Origin of the sequence: Rhodococcus sp. PvR099, assembly GCF_017833315.1 — a bacterium.
Lineage (GTDB): Bacteria > Actinomycetota > Actinomycetes > Mycobacteriales > Mycobacteriaceae > Rhodococcus_G > Rhodococcus_G oryzae.
The window spans coordinates 2,158,348-2,175,871 of sequence record NZ_JAFIBV010000001.1 but is presented as its reverse complement, the minus strand read 5'-3'; the positions used below and the strand labels follow the sequence as shown (position 1 = coordinate 2,175,871).

The 17,524-nt window shown below is 64.9% G+C and carries 7 protein-coding genes; 6 read left to right on the top strand and 1 reads right to left on the bottom strand.

The genetic code is table 11. The annotated features are described in order from the left end of the window. Positions 1-152: 152 nt before the first annotated feature. Complete coding sequence (locus JOE46_RS26735) at positions 153-1,601, bottom strand: CBS domain-containing protein (protein ID WP_209927096.1); 1,449 nt, start codon at positions 1,599-1,601, stop codon at positions 153-155. Positions 1,602-1,859: 258 nt separating this feature from the next. On the opposite strand from JOE46_RS26735, the gene JOE46_RS09805 reads away from it, so the two are divergent. The 6 genes from JOE46_RS09805 to JOE46_RS09780 all read left to right on the top strand — a co-directional run bounded on the left by JOE46_RS09805 (position 1,860) and on the right by JOE46_RS09780 (position 17,499). Next, positions 1,860-2,954 (top strand): DNA cytosine methyltransferase, encoded by a 1,095-nt coding sequence (locus JOE46_RS09805; protein WP_209927094.1) that lies wholly within the window; start codon positions 1,860-1,862, stop codon positions 2,952-2,954. A gap of 221 nt (positions 2,955-3,175) precedes the next feature. After that, positions 3,176-7,789 (top strand): DEAD/DEAH box helicase, encoded by a 4,614-nt coding sequence (locus JOE46_RS09800; RefSeq protein ID WP_209927092.1) that lies wholly within the window; start codon positions 3,176-3,178, stop codon positions 7,787-7,789. Beyond that, positions 7,777-9,603 (top strand): UvrD-helicase domain-containing protein, encoded by a 1,827-nt coding sequence (locus JOE46_RS09795; protein WP_209927091.1) that lies wholly within the window; start codon positions 7,777-7,779, stop codon positions 9,601-9,603. The genes JOE46_RS09800 and JOE46_RS09795 overlap by 13 nt, the downstream gene beginning before the upstream one ends. Beyond that, positions 9,600-12,827, top strand: a complete 3,228-nt coding sequence (locus JOE46_RS09790) for a helicase-related protein (RefSeq protein ID WP_307861271.1) — start codon at positions 9,600-9,602, stop codon at positions 12,825-12,827. The genes JOE46_RS09795 and JOE46_RS09790 overlap by 4 nt, the downstream gene beginning before the upstream one ends. Next, positions 12,827-14,569 carry a DUF1998 domain-containing protein gene (drmB, locus tag JOE46_RS09785; protein ID WP_209927090.1) on the top strand — a complete coding sequence of 581 codons (1,743 nt, stop codon included), beginning with the start codon at positions 12,827-12,829 and terminating at the stop codon, positions 14,567-14,569. Before JOE46_RS09790 ends, drmB begins: the two co-directional genes overlap by 1 nt. A gap of 134 nt (positions 14,570-14,703) precedes the next feature. Then, positions 14,704-17,499 carry a DEAD/DEAH box helicase gene (locus JOE46_RS09780; RefSeq protein ID WP_209927089.1) on the top strand — a complete coding sequence of 932 codons (2,796 nt, stop codon included), beginning with the start codon at positions 14,704-14,706 and terminating at the stop codon, positions 17,497-17,499. Positions 17,500-17,524: the final 25 nt, after the last annotated feature.

The following is a 17,524-nucleotide window of genomic DNA, read 5'->3' as shown; positions in this document are numbered from 1 at the left end:
GAAGCGACCTGAACCGCATGGGTTCTTGGAGACTCCTGACCTTAGAAACGAGGATGGAGTCATGCCGAAGGACCGGATCGGGATATGGGGGCGCTGGGTCGGAGAGGGAACGTCAAAATGCATCGTTCATCAATTTGGCTGGAGATCGAGCGTCAGTCTGACGAATCCTGATCGACTGCTCGCAGTATTCGCAGCAGGCCGTTCAACGTTGCGACGTCAGATGAGGAAATCGGGTCGGGTGAGAAGTGCATAAGGCTGTTCCGGATGTCCGCAGCCTGCTTGACCAGATCCACCAAGCTTTGTTGGCGGATCCCATTCCAGCTGAGCTTTCCCCAGCAGTTGGAGTCGGCGAGAAGGTAGGGGTAAGCGCCAAGGGTCAACGCCTCCAGTGTCTTCGCGCGAGCGGCTGATTCCGCGACATCTTGATCGGTGAGCATGTTGACGGACCTCCGCAGTCTCAGCTCGATCTCTTCGATAAGCATGAGAGGTTTACGGTCTCGGCCGAACTCAATCGCGAGATCGGCTGCTGTCACGATCCCCCCGAGGTCGCCGCGTTCAGTGTTGACCCACACATAGCCGTATCGCTCGACCGAGGGGACGACGTCAAGCAAGTCCTCCTTGGACGGAACCTGGGGTGGAGCTGATACCAGCGCGTCGCGCACGTAGTTGGGCTTCTGATAGAAGCTGGCAATCGCGATCGATTGCCATGTGATCGAGCCGACCAGTCGCTCATCTTCAACGACTGCGAGCTGTGAATAGTCGTACTTCAACATCAGTGTTTGGGCGTCTGCGAGGGGCGCGTCCGGGGCGACGGAAACAGGTCTCGTTGACGCGGCCGGGATGGTCGACACCGGAAAATCGATGGTCCGGGTCTGATGTATCGGCGCGGCAATATCTGCATGGCGATCAGCGCCGCCCGCCAGATCTGGAACAGTCTCGGTGGGCTGAGTGACGTTTGCAGCTGGTTCCGACTCGGCATCAGGGATCGGGCGGAGGGTGATCTCGCGATCGATTGGCCCGGACTCGATCGGGCTGTCTGTCTCAATTCCCAGCGATTCCAGCGTTTCCTGAATTTGGGCGACAGTCCCGACGGTCCTTCGGCTTACGCCGTTGTATTCGAGGAGTCTACGCACGGTCATCGTGGTCGGGAGGTTGTCCACGAGCGTCGACAGTGACATCTCCGGATCATCGGCCAGGTCGGCCATTGCCGGGTCGTCGCCAGTCTCTGCGATTGAAGTAAGGCGCCCGACGGCATCATTGCGGGAAAGTCCGCAAACGGTCAGCAAGGAACCCAGGGAGGCACGCAGATCGAGGCCGAAGGAGGAGCGTGGGAAGGGGGTTTCGATCCACTGTACCGCTCGCTGATGTGGGAAGTCGTCATCAGGCTGGAACTGGTAATTGGACTCAACCCAGCCCAACGCGACTCCACCTTCGCCACGCTTGAGTGGCATCGTCACGAGGTCGCCGATGCGTATCTCGTTGACAAATCTGTACAACTGCCCGGTCCAGTTGCCGATTGTCTGGTTCGACTGACCGGGATAATGTTCACGCAAACGCTTTTCGATCTCATTGCGGTCCGCATTGCTCAGATCGCCGGCCACCCAGCCGACACAAGTTATCCCGTTCCGAAGTGCGGGTTGTTCTCGTTCCCCGTCACTGCCCGCCCGAACCATCCATGCCCTCACGAGTCACTTTGTAGCACGTTCTGTGTTCCGTTGTGGAGGGTCAGTCGGGACGAGTGGTGCAGGGCGCAGGCGGCTGTGAGCCTGTCAGGGCACTGCCGGAAGTGGGGTCGGAGACCTCTATTTGCACGTATGTCGTGCGAACGGCGTCACCGACCGCGGATAGAATCCGCGTCTATGAGCGCTGACCAGGCCCCGTCCTTTGACCTGGCGAATCCGTCGATCGTCGACCTGTTTGCCGGACCCGGCGGACTGGACGTCGCCGCTCACTGGCTCGGGGTTCCTGTGGTCGGTGTCGAATGGGACGACGATGCCTACGAGACGCGGAAGGCGGCCCGGTTGGATACACATCACAAGGATGTGCGTGACCTCGGTCCGTGGAGCGTTCCCAAGGCGAACGTCCTCGCCGGTGGGCCGCCTTGCCAGACGTTCACTGTCGCGGGCTCCGGCACGGGCCGCAAAGCCCTTGACGTCGTCCTCGCGCTCGTGGAGATGATGGAGGAAGGTCGCGAGGCTGAGGTGAAGGACATCCTTGCGAACATGGAGGATGAGCGGACAGGTCTGGTCCTCGAGCCGTTGCGATGGGCGTTGAAGGCCCTCGATGACGAGCGGCCCTATGAGGCGATCGTGCTGGAGCAGGTGCCGGCGGTACGGCCGGTGTGGGACGCCTATGCGGCGGTGCTTGAGCGCAAGGGATACGGCGTCGATGTCGGTGTGCTTCGGACCGAACAGTTCGGTGTGCCGCAGACTCGTCGCCGCGCGATCCTCATCGCGAGGAGAGGGCGTGAAGTCAAATTGCCGACGGCGACCCATCGTGCTTTCCGGAAGGGTGTTGCACAGAAGGAAGACTCTCTGCTGCCCTGGGTGAGCATGGGGGACGTATTCGGCCCGGAGAAAGAGTTCGAGGTGATTTCGAACTACGGCACAGGGGGAATACCGTCTGCCCGCGGTCGGAGGAAATCGACCGAGCCGGCATTCACCGTCACCGGAAAGATTTCACGCAATCGCGTGATCGGCCTAGGGCCAAGCTCAACGGGTCGTTTTGAGCCGCACCACGCGGGCCAGCTTCAAACCTTCCCCTCGAACTACCCGTGGAGGGGGAAGGACTGGGCCCAGCAGGTTGGCAATGCCATCCCCCCGCGGCTTGCCGTTCACGTGCTTGCGTCCGTGCTGGGCGTCGAGCCTCCAAGCGAGGCTTTCCTCGAGCGCGCAGTGACAGGTAGTTGGTGGGACCACGTGCCTTGCGATTCGCCACTGCCCGAGGCCGGCTAGAACGCGGGTGAGGTGCCTCCCCCGCGGCTTCACCCAGCGTTTGTCGTGTCCGTCGAACGCACGACTCCAACTTTGTCGGTGGCATCTGGCAATGTTCTAGGGCTCGGCACCGGGCGCCCGAATTGTCTGTAACAAAGGGCGTACGTCGGTCGACATACCGCAGGCGACACCACGTCGGGGGCGGGCTGTTGAACGGACCGACGAGCCAGGGGTGAAAAGCATTGACGGAGAAGTGGATCGGACGTGAAGGGGTGCTGGCCGATCATGTTCGGAGTCAGACCGAACAGTGCCTCGCGGCGTACGGCGCGAAACCAAATCTGATCGAGCAGGATGCAGGTATCGAGCTCTCCAACATCGAGGGTGGATACGGCCGGAAGCAGCTCCACGAGCTCGTGCAGAACGCCGCGGACGCGATGGTTCATGCGGGCGGCCGAATCGCGCTCGTGCTGTCGAATGGTGTGCTCTACTGTGCGAACGAGGGTCGTCCGCTCACCGCGACCGGCATCGAGACCCTGATGGCATCGCACATTTCCCGCAAGCGCGACGACGAGATCGGTAGGTTTGGACTGGGTTTCAAGTCGGTCCTTGGGATCTGTGACGCACCCGAGATCATCAGCCGTGATGTGTCGATCCGCTTCGATCGCGGGGCCAGCGCCGACCTCGTGCGTGCGATCGACCCGGCTGCGTCGCGAACGCCGGTGCTGCGCATTGGTTTCCCGTTCGATCCGTACGAAGCGGCGAAGTCGGACATGGTCCTTGCCGATTTGATGCGGTGGGCCTCCACGATCGTGCGGCTTCCCCTCGTCGGCGATACCGACTGGCTCGGCGACAAATTGCTCGCGTTTCCGTCGGAGTTCCTGCTGTTCGCGAAGCACGTCAACGCGATCGATCTCCGGAACGACGATTCCGGTGACGACCAGAGCTGGTCGGCCGAGCGGGACGGCAGCCGGATCGTGCTCACCTCCGGGAACCTGCAGAGCACATGGAACGTCTTCCGGGCATCGCACAAACCGAGTGCCGACGCACGCAAAGATGCAGGGGAGATCTCCGGCCGTGGCGTCGTGGACGTGGCGTGGGCTGTGCCCTTGAAGGGGCGCAACAAGGTCGGATCGTTCTGGTCGTACTTCCCGACCAACTCCGGTACCAGCCTCACAGGAATCGTGAACGCGCCGTTCAAGACGAATGAAGACCGCCACGACATTCTGGACGGACTCTACAACCGCGAGATCCTGCTCTCTGTCCTGCCAGACCTCGTTGCGTCGAATCTGGCCGAATTGGTCGACCCCGATGACCCCGGATCCATCCTCGACCTTCTACCGAGCCGCGGGCGCGAGGCCCGTTCCTGGGCCGACGACGCGATCAACGAGCCGATCCTGAAGGCGGCATCGCGGGTGCCATGTCTTCCGGACATGGACGGCATGCTGACCCTCCCGGAGAAGATCAAACTCCAGCCCGGCTTCCTGTCCGACTTCGATTCGTGGAAGCCGCGGTGGGCTGCGGTCGCGGGTCGTCCCGCCGACTGGGTTCACGGGTCCGTCGACCGGACCGCGGAACGTCGCTACAAGGCGGAACGCCTTGTGGGTCTGTCAGGTTCGAAGCCGTACGGTGTCGGCGAGTGGCTGCATGACCTCGCCGCGGGCGCTGGTGTGGTGGGGTCGCAGGAGGCGATCAAGCTTGCTCGCCTTGTCGATACCGAGGCCTCCGACCACATGCTCGACATGCGACGGGCGAAGTTCGTTCTCGCGGCGGACGGTTCGCTGAGACTCCCGTCTGCAGGCAAGATCTTTCTGCCGGAGTCGGACGACGAGACGGGAGCTGAGTTCGTTCATCCAGCCGTCGTCGCCGACGGCGATGCCGCGACTGCGCTCGCCGCGCTCGGTATCGGTCGGCTCGATCAACTCGGTCGTCTGCGGGCGCATGTCGTGCGAATGACCGAGTCGGCGGTCACCGGTGCCATGCTCGAAGAGCTCTGGTCGTTGACGCGCGGTTTGCGGGTTGCGGATGCAGCCTCCGTGCTATCGACTGCCTTCGGCGCCGGAGGCGCTCCCGTGCGAACGCTGGCGCGCCGTCACGCCGCTGTCGCCGATGTTCTACTGCCGGGCGTCATCGTGCCCGCCGATGGTTCGCGCGATGTATCACATGCCATCGACACAGCGTTCCACGCAAGAGATCTGGAACTGCTGCGGGCGATCGGTGCCTCGTCCGAGCCGACGCTCGGCCAGCCGGACAAGAGCGAGGCCTGGTTCGCCTCTTGGGTAGACGCGGCGCGCGCAGCGTACGTGACCTGGGTTGCGGATCACGGGCATCGAGTGACCGCGGCACGAGTGCGGATCTTGTCAGGCACCGCCCTTTGCGGACTCGACATGGCTGAGCAGCTGAGCGAGGAGGGTCGCAAGGCTCTCACCGATCACGTGCTTCGTGTGTCCACGAAAGCGTGGACACTCGACGCGACCAGCTCGGCCGGCCTCGCCATGCCATACACGAACCCGGCGGTGTGGTGGGTGCGGCAGCACGGCGTCGTGGACACGGCGTACGGGTTGCGGCCGGTCCGTGAGTCCCTTGCCTCGATCGCTGGCGTGCCAGACGAGGTCTTGCCCGTTGCAAGGATTTCCCCCGAGCACGCCCAGCTGTTGGGGCTGGCGGATCGTATCGACTCGCGAGATTGGGAGCGGATCCTGGCGCGGCCCTTCCGCTATCTCGACCAGGACCGACTCAACCAGCTGTACTCGCGTGCCGCGCTCGTGGGAGCGCCGGCACCCGATGAGCTCGGCGTGACGCATGCCGCCGCGAAGACACTGACGGCGCCCGAAGAGACGTACGTAACCGACAGTCGGCCCGACTACGACGCCATGACCGCTTCCGGGTACCCGGCGGTGCTCGCCGAGGACGAACGCACGATGACAGCCTTGATGCAGCGCTGGGGACTTGTCGACGCTCGAACCGTCATCAGCCGGACGGTGATGGTCGCGGCATCGGGCGACCCGATCTCGCTGGCCGACAAGTTCCCGGGCCTCCGTGCCTTCGTGCCCACGGTGCCCGATGTCAACCTGACCCCGTGCTCGGAGCTGTCGGTCGAGCTGTCGACGGACGGCGGCACCGGCAACTCCGTCACCGAACATATCCTCCTGCGTGACGGCGAGAAGTCCATTTACTTCCGAGACGATCTGTCCGACGATCGCCTGCTTGAACTCGTCGTTGCGGAACTCCATCTCTCGGTGTCTACTGCCGACCGGCAGAAGGTCCACACCATCGGCGCGCGTGGGGAGGCGAACCGGCTGCGCCAGCGAGTCAAGGCTGAAGCCAACGAGGACCGCAAGCTTGTGATGCTCGCGGGTGTAGACGCCCTCGAAAAGGAGATCCCGGCGGGCGCGAAGGCGCTGGCGGAGCGGCGGCTCGGCAAGAAGCTGACGCCAGACGAGATCGCCGGGATGGCTCGCGCCTCCCGCGGTTCCAGCCTCCTGACCCGACTCGCTCCTGCGATCGAGGAGAAGGGCGTTGTGCTCCCGAAACTGTCGGGCGGTGTTCAAGCCGCCACGGCGGTGAAGGAACTCGGATTGTCTCCCGACTACGCGGGCTCCCGGGTGTCGGCGCCTGCGGCGCGGTTCCAGGTCATCGGCCCGGTTGCGCTTCCACCGCTGCACGACTACCAGGAACGTGTCGTGACGAACCTCCTGGAGATGCTGCGTCCGGGTGGTGACAACCGCGGAATCGTCGCACTGCCGACCGGATCGGGAAAGACGCGAGTGGCGGTGGAGTCGCTCATCCGTCACGTCAAGCAATCCGACACCGAGCCGCTGATCATCTGGATCGCGCAGTCCGAGGAGCTGTGTGAACAGGCCGTCGACACATGGTCCTACACCTGGTCGGCGTTGGCGCCCGCCGGTGCACGTCTGACGATCAGCCGGCTGTGGGGAGCCAACGACGCGGCGCCCGCGGACGACGGCGCGCACCTCGTGGTGGCCACCGACGCGAAACTCCTCTCGTTGGCGCGTCGCAGCAATCACGAATGGCTGACGAATGCCGAGGTCGTTCTGGTGGACGAGGCGCACACGTCGATCAGCAAGACCTACACGGAACTCTTCAGGTGGCTCAAGCGCGGAACGAAGGAACGCGATCGGGCCCTGCTCGGGTTGTCGGCTAGCCCGTACCGTGGCCATAACGAGGACCAGACGAAGGCCCTCATCAACCGCTACGACGCGAACCTGTTGACCGACGGCGTCTTCGACGGTGATCCGCACGAGGTGCTGCAGGAGATGGGAATCCTCGCGCGGGTGAGGCACCTCGAGCTCGACGGCATGACCTTGACGCCGGGGAAGCCGCGCAAGGCGTCCGAGGCCGAGGCCATGCACCTCGACGACTACCGCATCGATCTGAATGCCGTCGCCGCGGACACCGACCGGAACCGCGCCATTCTCGATTCCCTGGAAAAGTTGCCCACCGACATGACGGCGCTGGTCTTCGCGGCCTCCGTCCAGCACGCACAGGTCCTCGCCGCCGTGCTCTCCAGCGGAGGAATCCCGGCAGCGTCCATCGACGGGTTCACACCCGCACCGGAGCGGCGCCGGCTCATTCAGAAGTTCCGGTCCGGTGAGATCCGGGTGCTGACCAACTACAACGTGCTGTCGCAGGGCTTCGATGCACCGAAGGTGGGCGCGGTCTACGTCGCGCGGCCGACTTTCAGCCCCAACCGCTACCAGCAGATGATCGGTCGTGGACTCCGCGGTCCTGCGAACGGCGGTTCGGAGGAGGTCCTCATCGTCAACGTGAAAGACAATATCGACGCGTTCGGGACGCAGCTCGCGTTCCATCATTTCGACGGATTGTGGAGGCGGTAGTGGTGTCCGAGCCTTTGGAGCTCAATGACGTGCAGCGGACGGTCGTCGAGGCGCCGATCGAGGACCGGTTGGTGGTGGTCGCCGGCGCAGGTCAGGGCAAGACGGAGGTCGTCGCTGCGCGGATCGGATTCCTCGTCGAGGAGGAGCAGCTGTCGGCGTCGACCGAAGTCCTTGTGCTCAGCTTTTCGCGGGCCGCGGTGACCGCGGTCCGGACACGCCTGGAGCTGCGCGAGGTGGCGGCGGCGAACGTGCGCACGTTCGACTCCTTCGCCGGGCAGATTCTGCTCGACGCGGACATCGAGCCTGTCGGATCGTTCGAGGCCCGGATCCGGCAAGCTACAAAGGTCCTGGTGGAATCAGACGAGACGCCGTTCGACGTGGAATCGCTCCGGCACGTCGTCATGGACGAGGTGCAGGATCTCGTCGGTGACCGCGCGGACTTCGTACTGGCGCTCCTGCGCAGGCTGGATCCCGATGTGGGAGTCACCGCGCTCGGCGATCCGCTCCAGGGCATCTACGACTTCCAGCTCGACGAATCGAGGAGCAAGACGTCGTCGCAGCAGGTCTTCGAGGCGCTGAGGGACGAGTTCGGTGCGCGAACCGTCGGGCTGGGGGAGAACTATAGGGCGCGTGGCGCCGATCCCCGTGCGGTCGTCGAGCTGGGGTACAGACTCCGAGACATGTCGGAGGCGCACGAAGCGGAAGCTGCACTGAGCGAATTCGAGTCGAAGCTGCTCCCCCTGGGCGAGATCGACGAGTGGGCGGACATGCTGTCTGTGGACGGCGCGACTACCGCCGTCCTGTGCGCGACGAATGGCGAAGTTCTCCGGGTCTCGAAGTACCTCAACGAGAACGGTATTCGCCATGCTGTACGACGCCAGGCGCAGGATTTCGGTGCTGCAAAATGGGTCGCGCAGGCGCTCGGTTCCTTGGACGGCGTGGTCGTCAGGCGGTCCGAGGTCGAGGAGGCGCTGGAACGGATCCTCGGTGAGGAACGAGGCGACGACGCCTGGTATCTCCTCAAAGCGGCGGAAGGCGATGCGCGTCGGATCGACGCACTCAACGTGGCTCGGATCAGGGCGTTGGTGAAGTCAGGAGCCCTTCCGCTGACCCTGACCGAGCCCGATGCGAGCAACGTCATCGTCTCCACGGTGCACAGGGCCAAGGGGCTGGAGTTCGATCGGGTGTTCCTCGTCGACCGGGCATTCACGTGGGAGGACGAGGATGCGTGGGCTGCGGTCCGGTCACGGTACGTCGCCCTGAGCCGGGCGAAGGACACGATCCATCTGTGTGAACTGCCGAGGACGTACGCGTTGTACCAGGACATGCACTGGTTGCCCGGTCGGATTCAGGAGCGGGTCAATAATCGGAAGACGAAGAAGAAGCGCACGAAGGCGGTCGAGTTCCAGTGCAGGGACGTTGAGGTCGAAGTGCCGGCCTCGATTGAGGACAACGCGAACGTCGTCCAGAATAATCTCCTCTCTGAGGATCTCGTCGGGGCGCCTGTGGAGGCGGTCCTGGACGTTGCGCAGTCCACCGAGGACCTGCCGTCCTACGTTCTGCGCACCGAGGACGGACGTGTGGTCGGACGTACGAGTGAGGGATTCAACGAGTCCTTTGTCAAGGCATTCAGCATGCGCGGCGGCTCGTGGCCGGCGACTTTGTCGGGGCTCTCCGTTGTGTCGGTCGAAACCGTTGCCGGGGACCCGAGACGCTCACAGGAACTGGATGTCAGCACTTCCGGGCTGTGGCTCGCGCCGCGAGTCATCGGTCTGGCACAACCTGACTGGTCGAACATGGAGGAGATTTCGTGAGTTCGCGGGACACGTCCCTGGATGAGAAGTACCGGTTCAGGACGGAGATGGTCGACGAGCTGGCGGCGGATGTCGTCGGTCCCGGCGGTGGTGAGAACGAGACCATCGCGGAGCCGCCGCTCGACCGGTACATCGTCGGTGCGCTGTGGCCGAGCGACGATGAACGACAGGAAACCCCGGAACCGGACGGCGCTGACGCGGATCGCGAGTCGACGGACGACAGCCCTGTTGCGCAAGCCCTGATGCGATACCCGTCGTCGGTCGGCCTGACGTTCTCGGTCCGGCTCGCGGACGCTCAGGACATCACGATCGGGATCGAAGGTGCGAGCTACGTCCGCACAGGCGTGGATGGCGATGGCGCCGTCGCGGCGAAGGACAAGCGTTCCGGCGACTGGCAGCGGGTGCCCCTGGAAATCGAGCCGCTCACGTTGTCGGTTGGTTCCCCCGGCGTGGTCGGGCCGATCAAGGACGTCGTCGAGGGACTTCAGCTGTACGTCTATGTGAGGCCTCCACGGGACGGTGTCTCCACGATCTCGGTGGCGTTGCGCAACACGAACGCGGTCGCCAAGGGCGAGATGCGCGACGGCAAGGCCTGGTTCCAGGTGGGGCTGAGCATTTCCACTGTGGTGCCGGCGATCGTCGATCGCACCAGCCACGTGAACATCGGTCACGACGAGGACCTCGACAGCTCGGCCCTGCTGTACCGCAACAAGCGCACGTTCGCGATCGGACACGGCTGCGCCGTGAAGTGGGACATCGCAGCCTCAGGTGAGGCCGTGAACCGTGTTGCGACGACGTTCCTGCCCACCTACGAGGTGTCGCGGGCGCGACCGGGTCTGGTCGACGAGTCCGTGAACCTCCGGATGTCGTTCCTGGCGAGCGGTTCCGATGACGAGGTCATCGCCAGCCTGCGTGGATTGGTAAGCCGGTACCGCGAGTGGATCAAGGCTCTGGACGGCGACCTGTCGTCGGGTGAGGCCGATGTCCATGCTGAGTTGCTCGGTGTGGCACGCCGGCACGTCAAGGCGGCGGGTATCGCCGCCGACCGTATCGAGGCGGGAATCGATTTGCTCCGGGACGACCCGGTGAGCATGCGAGCTTTCCGCCTGTCGAACCACGCGATGCAGCTGCAGCGTGCGCGACAGGACTGGGTTCGCGGGGGAGCGAAGGGGACGGTCGGTGACGGCGCCGAGGACGGCTGGTACCCGTTCCAGCTCGCGTACATCCTCCTGAACCTTCCGGGACTCGCCGACAGGCACCACCCGGATCGGGAGATCGCGGACCTGCTGTGGTTCCCGACCGGTGGTGGCAAGACGGAGGCGTACCTGGGTCTCGTCGCGTTCTCCATCCTGCACCGCAGGCTCGGCGACCCCGAGGCGCAGGGCGTCGCCGTCATCATGCGCTACACGCTGCGGCTGCTCACCATTCAGCAATTCGAGCGGGCGACGATGCTCATGTGCTCGCTTGAAACGGTGCGCAAGGCGAACCGAGACATCGGCGACCTGCCGTTCTCGATCGGACTGTGGGTCGGTGGCGGCGGCACGCCCAACACGCTGGCTGAGGCTCGTCGATCGCTGAGCGACCTCGCGTCCGGGCGTGAGCTGCAGGAGAAGAACCCCGTGCAGCTGACTCAGTGCCCCTGGTGCGGAACGCTGATGGACCACAACAACTACGCGATCGTGAAGTCGCCGGAACGACACCTTCAGATCGCGTGCGGAACCGTCGGCTGCGACTTCGCAACCGGGCTCCCGGTGCACGTTGTCGACGAGGACATCTATCGGGAGCGTCCCGAGCTGATCCTCGGCACCGTCGACAAATTCGCTGCGATGGCGTGGAAGGAAGACGTCGGCAAGCTCTTTGCCCGCGACGGTGTCGGGCACCCGCCCAGCCTGATCATTCAAGACGAGCTGCATCTCATTTCCGGTCCCCTGGGCTCGATGGTCGGCCTTTACGAGACGGCGGTCGATGCGGCGTGCTCGACCGATCCCCTCGCGGAGTCGGACGACCGTGGCCGGCCGAAGGTCATCGCATCGACCGCGACGATCCGGCGCGCGGAGAAGCAGATCCGATCCGTCTTCGCGCGTCGGGCAGCACAGTTCCCGCCGCCGGGCATCAACCCGGACGAGTCGTTCTTCGCTGAGCCCGCACCACGGGAGACTCACGGCACCCGCGAGTACGTCGGCGTGATGTCACCGGGTTCCAGCCACGCGACTCTGATGGTGCGCGTGTACTCCGCGCTGCTGCAGGGGGCCAAGGACATCGACGGCGACGATGCAACGCGGGATCCGTACTGGACGTTGCTCGGCTACTTCAACAGCCTCCGTGTCCTCGGCAGCGCGAATCTCCAGGTGGAGGGCGACGTCCGCGAGCGCCTGCGGGTGGTGGCGAACAGGAAGGAGACCGAGGGGCGGGAACTGAAGCCGGCGAACGAGCTGACCAGCCGCGTCGCCTCCTCGGAGATTCCTCTGCGCCTCAAGCAGATCGAGGCGACGCTGGCCGACGGTGATCCGGACGACGTCGTGCTGGCGACCAACATGATCTCCGTCGGTGTCGACATCGACCGACTGGGGTTGATGACGGTGATGGGCCAGCCTCAGTCGAGCTCCGAGTACATCCAGGCGACCAGCCGCGTGGGCCGCAAGTATCCGGGCCTCGTAGTCACCATCTTCAACGCGGCTCGTTCGCGGGACCGTTCGCACTACGAGAGCTTCGTCCCGTACCACCAGGCGCTGTATCGGGCGGTGGAGGCTACGAGCGCGACGCCGTTCGCCGCACGGGCCCGCGATCGTGGTCTGCATGGTGTGTTGGTGTCGTTGGCACGCCTGCTCGTGCCGGGACTCACCCCGGACACGGCCGCGTACCTTGCCGAGGACAACTGGGACGACCTGCGCAAGATCGCCGATCTGATCGCGAAGCGGGCGGCAGTGGTCCTCGAGGATCCGGCGAATCCGGGCGACGCGGAAAGCGAACGCGAACGTGCGGACACGGTACGCCAGGTGGACGAGCTGCTCACCGTGTGGGCTGACGCGGGTGAGGCCAAGCCGAACATGCGGTACCAGAACGTGCGCAACCTCGACGCTGCACTGCTCGTCGACCCCTCCGACGCGTTGACGAACGACCACATCGACTACTCCCAGGAGGAGGCCCCGTGGCCGACGATGCGCAGTATGCGTGAAGTCGACGCGGAGAGCGGCCTGTACCAGATTCCGATGAAGAGGAAGTAATGACGACCGGAGCGAAGGCCCGTAGGGGTCAACTTCTCAGCACGTACGGTATCGGCGGGCTCTTCCCGTCGGAGACGACCAGTTTCATGATCGTCGGGCTGGATGAATGGCACGAGAACCGGACTCGACCGGTGAGTGAGCCGCGCCTGGCGCGTTCTCTGCGGGTGGCGGAACTGAAGTCACCGCCCGCGGGCTCGCGCGACGGGCGCGATGTTCCCGTGATCCGATTCCCGCTGACACAGGTCTGCCCGAATCCGAAGTGCCGTCGCATCGGTTCGCTGTTCGACCTGGCGAAGGACTGGAACATCGCGAAATGTGCTCAGTGCAAGGACAAGCCGCTGCTGACACCGTTCCGTCTCATCACTGCCTGCTCGAAGGGCCACATCGACGAGTTCCCGTACTTTCGGTGGCTCCACAAGGGGGCGGCGTGGGGCGAGGGAACCAAGCATGAGATGAAGATGGTGTCCCTCGGACGCACGTCCTCGCTCGCCGACCTCGTCCTCAAGTGCAGTTGCGGTGTCGCCCCGAAGAACTTGGACGGAACCTTCGGGCCGAAGGCACTCGCCGAATTCGGCACCTGCAGTGGTGCGCGGCCGTGGCTGGGTGCTGAAGCGAAACAGGATTGTGCCGAGACTCCGCGGGTGCTGCAGCGTGGTGCGTCGAACGTGTGGTTCCCGGCGGTGCGGTCGGCGATCTCCATTCCCCCGTACTCGGAAGCGCTGGCGAAACTGGTCGACAAGCACTGGGTCCTGCTCGAGGATCTCGATCCGGTTCCGCCAAAGGTGCTTGAGAAAGTCACGAAGCTGTCCAATGACAAATACTCTGCCGCGGACATCGCCGCGGAGATCGAACGGCGGCGCGGCGCCGAGGCAGACGACGATGTCAGCGAGGACGCACTGCGTCGTGACGAGTTCAGCGCCCTGATGACGGGGCGGGAGGACATCGGGATCGAGGCAGACTTCGTGTGCCTTCCGATGCCGCTGGGCTCGTCGTTGCCCGAGCTGATGACAGACGTCCGGAAGGTGACGCGACTGCGCGAGGTCCGTGCGCTGTACGGGTTCTCGCGCCTCGACGGCGTGACGGAGCCCGGTTCGGAGGGCCTGTGTGACCTGTCGCGTCATCGCACCAACTGGTTGCCGGCGATCGAGGTGATCGGTGAAGGCGTCTTCATCGCACTGGATCGTGCCAAGCTCGCGGAATGGGCCGCGAAGTCCTTCGCGCAGGGGCGGCAGCAAGCGCTCCAGACGGCTGCCGGGCGCAGGGCCGCGGAGTTCGGACGTCCCGAGGCGCCGCGTGTCGACATCGTGGAGGTCGCCGTTCACACCCTCGCGCACGTCCTGATCGACCAGCTTTCCCTGGACGCCGGTTACCCGGCGGCCTCGCTGCGGGAGCGGCTCTACGTCGACGACAACATGGCCGGCATCCTCGTCTACACGGCAAGCTCGGACTCCGCGGGCAGCCTCGGAGGTGTGGCATCGCAGGCCGCACCCGAGAGTTTCGCAGGCGTGCTGCGTGAGGGGCTGACCCGTCTGTCGTGGTGCTCGTCCGACCCGGTCTGCATCGAGTCGACGGCGTCCGGCACCGACGCGCTGAACCTGGCGGCATGTCATGCATGCGTGCTCGTCCCGGAGACCTCGTGCGAGCTGAGCAACACCTTCCTCGATCGCGCACTGCTGTTCGGCACTCCCGAGGAGGGACGCGAGTCCGAGGGCCTGTTCAGCGGATTCATCTCCCACGGCTGATCCGACCGACGGCCGGGGCGAGGCGTCAACGTCTCCCGCCCCGGCGGTCGGTGTCATACAGGTGGTCATCCCAAGATGCCGCCCTCTCGGGGACTAATCTGACCCCGATAGTTCCATGTTCGAAGGAGTCCTGAGTGGCAGACATCGCCGCTGGTGAACGCGTTGTGGTCCGTGACGAGGAGTGGCTCGTGCGGTCGGTGCGGACCACCGAGCGTGACGGCACGCGCGTCGAGGTGACCGGGATCGGCGAGCTGGTCCGCGACCAGGACGCCGTCTTCTTCGATTCCCTCGACACGATCGACCGTCTCGACCCGCGCGACGGCAAGCTCGTGCTCGACGAATCGGCGGGCTTCCGTCGCTCCCGGCTGTGGCTCGAATCGGTGCGCCGCAGCAGCCCGGTGCCAGCCGGCGAGACGCGCATCGCGGTCGGCCATCGGGGTCTTCTCGACCGGATGGACTACCAGCTCCGCCCCGCAGCGCAGGCGCTGCAGAATCTGCGTCCGCGGATCCTCATCGGTGACGCCGTCGGTCTGGGTAAGACACTGGAGATCGGCATTCTGCTGTCGGAGCTGATCCGACGCGGCCGGGGTGAGCGCATCCTCGTCGTCACGCCCCGTGCCGTGCTGGAGCAGTTCCAGCACGAGCTGTGGACGCGGTTCGCGATCCCGCTCGTACGCCTGGACTCGGGCGGCATCCAGAAGGTCAAGCAGACCCTCCCGAGTTCCCGGAACCCGTTCAGCTACTACAAGCGGGTGATCGTCTCGATCGACACCCTCAAGAACCCGGCGAAGTACAAGCACCACCTCAAGAACCACAAGTGGGACGCCGTTGTGATCGACGAGTGCCACAACCTGATGAATCGCACTTCCCAGAACAACGAACTCGCGCAACTGCTCGCTGCGCAGACCGATGCGCTGATTCTGGCTAGCGCCACCCCGCACAATGGTGATCCGAAGTCGTTCGCGGAGCTGGTGAATCTGCTCGACCCGACCGCCATCGCCGACCGGACCGGATACACCGCCAAGGACATCGAGCACCTCTACGTCCGCAGGCACCGGAACTCGCCCGACGTCAAACTGGATGTCGCGCACAAGTGGAAGCAACGGCGGACTCCGAAGATCGTCGAGGTGGTCCCCAACGCCGCGGAGATCGCGGTGTTGCGGGAGCTCGAGGACACCTGGCTCCACCCGGACGGCGGCTCGGTGGTGACGGGGCAGGGGCGGCAACTGTTCCCATGGACCCTGTTCAAGGCCTTCCTGTCCTCGCCGAAGGCGCTGCGCGCGAGCGTCGAACGCCGCCTCAAGACCCTCGACTCCGCGACGTCCGCGGAAGCCAAGGCGCTGCTGCGGCTCGACGAGCTGGCCGAGGAGGCCGACGCGAAGGCACCCTCCAAGCTGGTGACGCTGATCGACCACCTCACCGAGGTCGGAGTCGGCAAGGGCTCACCCACTCGTGCTGTCGTCTTCTCCGAGCGCATCGACACCCTCACCTGGCTCGAATCAGAGGTCGCCAAGCGGCTCAAGCTGCCCGCCAAGGCGGTACAGGTGCTGCACGCCGGCCTGCCCGACGAGAAGGTGCAGGCTGTCGTCGAGAGCTTCGGCCAGGCCAGCTCGGACATCCGCATCCTGCTGGCCTCCGACATGGCCTCCGAGGGCCTGAACCTGCACAAGGAATGCCACCAGCTGGTCCACTACGACCTGCCGTGGTCGTTCATCCGGATCCAGCAGCGCAACGGTCGTATCGACCGGTATGGGCAGATGCACGAACCGCAGATTGCCGCCCTGGCGCTCGCCAGCGACGCCGACGACGTGCCGAGCGATCTGCGGGTGGTCACCAAGCTGCTGCAGAAGGAGTACGAGGCCAACCAGGCTCTTGGCGACGCAGGCGTTCTCCTCAATGTGCGCGACGCGGAGATCGAAGAGCAGACGGTGATGAAGGCCATCCGCGACGGCAAGGATCTGGACACGGTGGTCCCGGAGGCCACGCCCGCGGCCCTGAATCCTTTCGCCGGGCTGATGGCGACCGGCGGCGGTCACGAGGGAGACCCGACACCGGAGGAGGTGCCGCGGCTGTCGCTGTTCACGGATGACGACAACTACCTCGACGACGCGCTCAAGGACGTTGCTGCCGAACCTGGCGGTCACGCCCTGGATGTGACGCGCGACGAAGACAAGGACATGATCGCGTTCAACCCGCCTGCCGATCTGGTTCCGCGGTTCCGCGATCTGCCCTCGGAGTACCTCGACGAGCAGAAGATCGCCGAGCGTCTGCGGCTGTCCGGGAGCAACGAGTTCTCGGAGGAGCGGTTGGACCGGGCGCGGAAGTCGACGGACAGCGCGTGGCCGGACGTGCACTTTCTCGCTCCCATCCACCCCGTTCTGGACTGGGCGGCAGACCGTTCCGTTTCGCGGTTCGGGCGCAACGAGATTCCCGTTCTGTCCGGCAACGTGAGCGAGTCGGTGTTCCTCACCCAGGCAGTGTGGTCGAACTCCCTCGGGCAACCCGCGATCGCGCACTGGGGTGCGGTGCGGGGTCTTCCCGACCACCCCGAGGTCGGGGACTTCGACGAGACCCTCGACGCGGCTGGAATCCGCGAGGGCGCATCGAACGCTGGGTTCGCGGACGTCGATCTGGACGCACTGCAGTACCGGGTGGGCGCTGCGGTGGACGCCGCTACCGAACACATCCGGGACAGGCGCGACGACTTCGAGGCAGACCTCCTCCGCCGCATCGACGACTACCGCAGCGGGCTGAAGGGCTGGGAACAGACTGCCCTCGGCATCGTCACCGACAGCGGCCGCCGCACCGGATCGAGACTGGACATCGAGGCGACGGTCGACCGGTCGACCGCCCTCATCGATGCACTCGCCGCCAGCGGCGACCCCTTCGTTCGCGTCGTCGCCGTGATCGTGCCGAAAGCAGGTAGCTGAGCCATGTTCGACTCCATCTCCAATG

Bases quoted from the DNA above. Each gene is read 5' to 3' on its own strand.
- drmB (WP_209927090.1), top strand. From the start codon at position 12,827: ATGACGACCGGAGCGAAGGCCCGTAGGGGTCAACTTCTCAGCACGTAC.
- JOE46_RS09805 (WP_209927094.1), top strand. From the start codon at position 1,860: ATGAGCGCTGACCAGGCCCCGTCCTTTGACCTGGCGAATCCGTCGATC.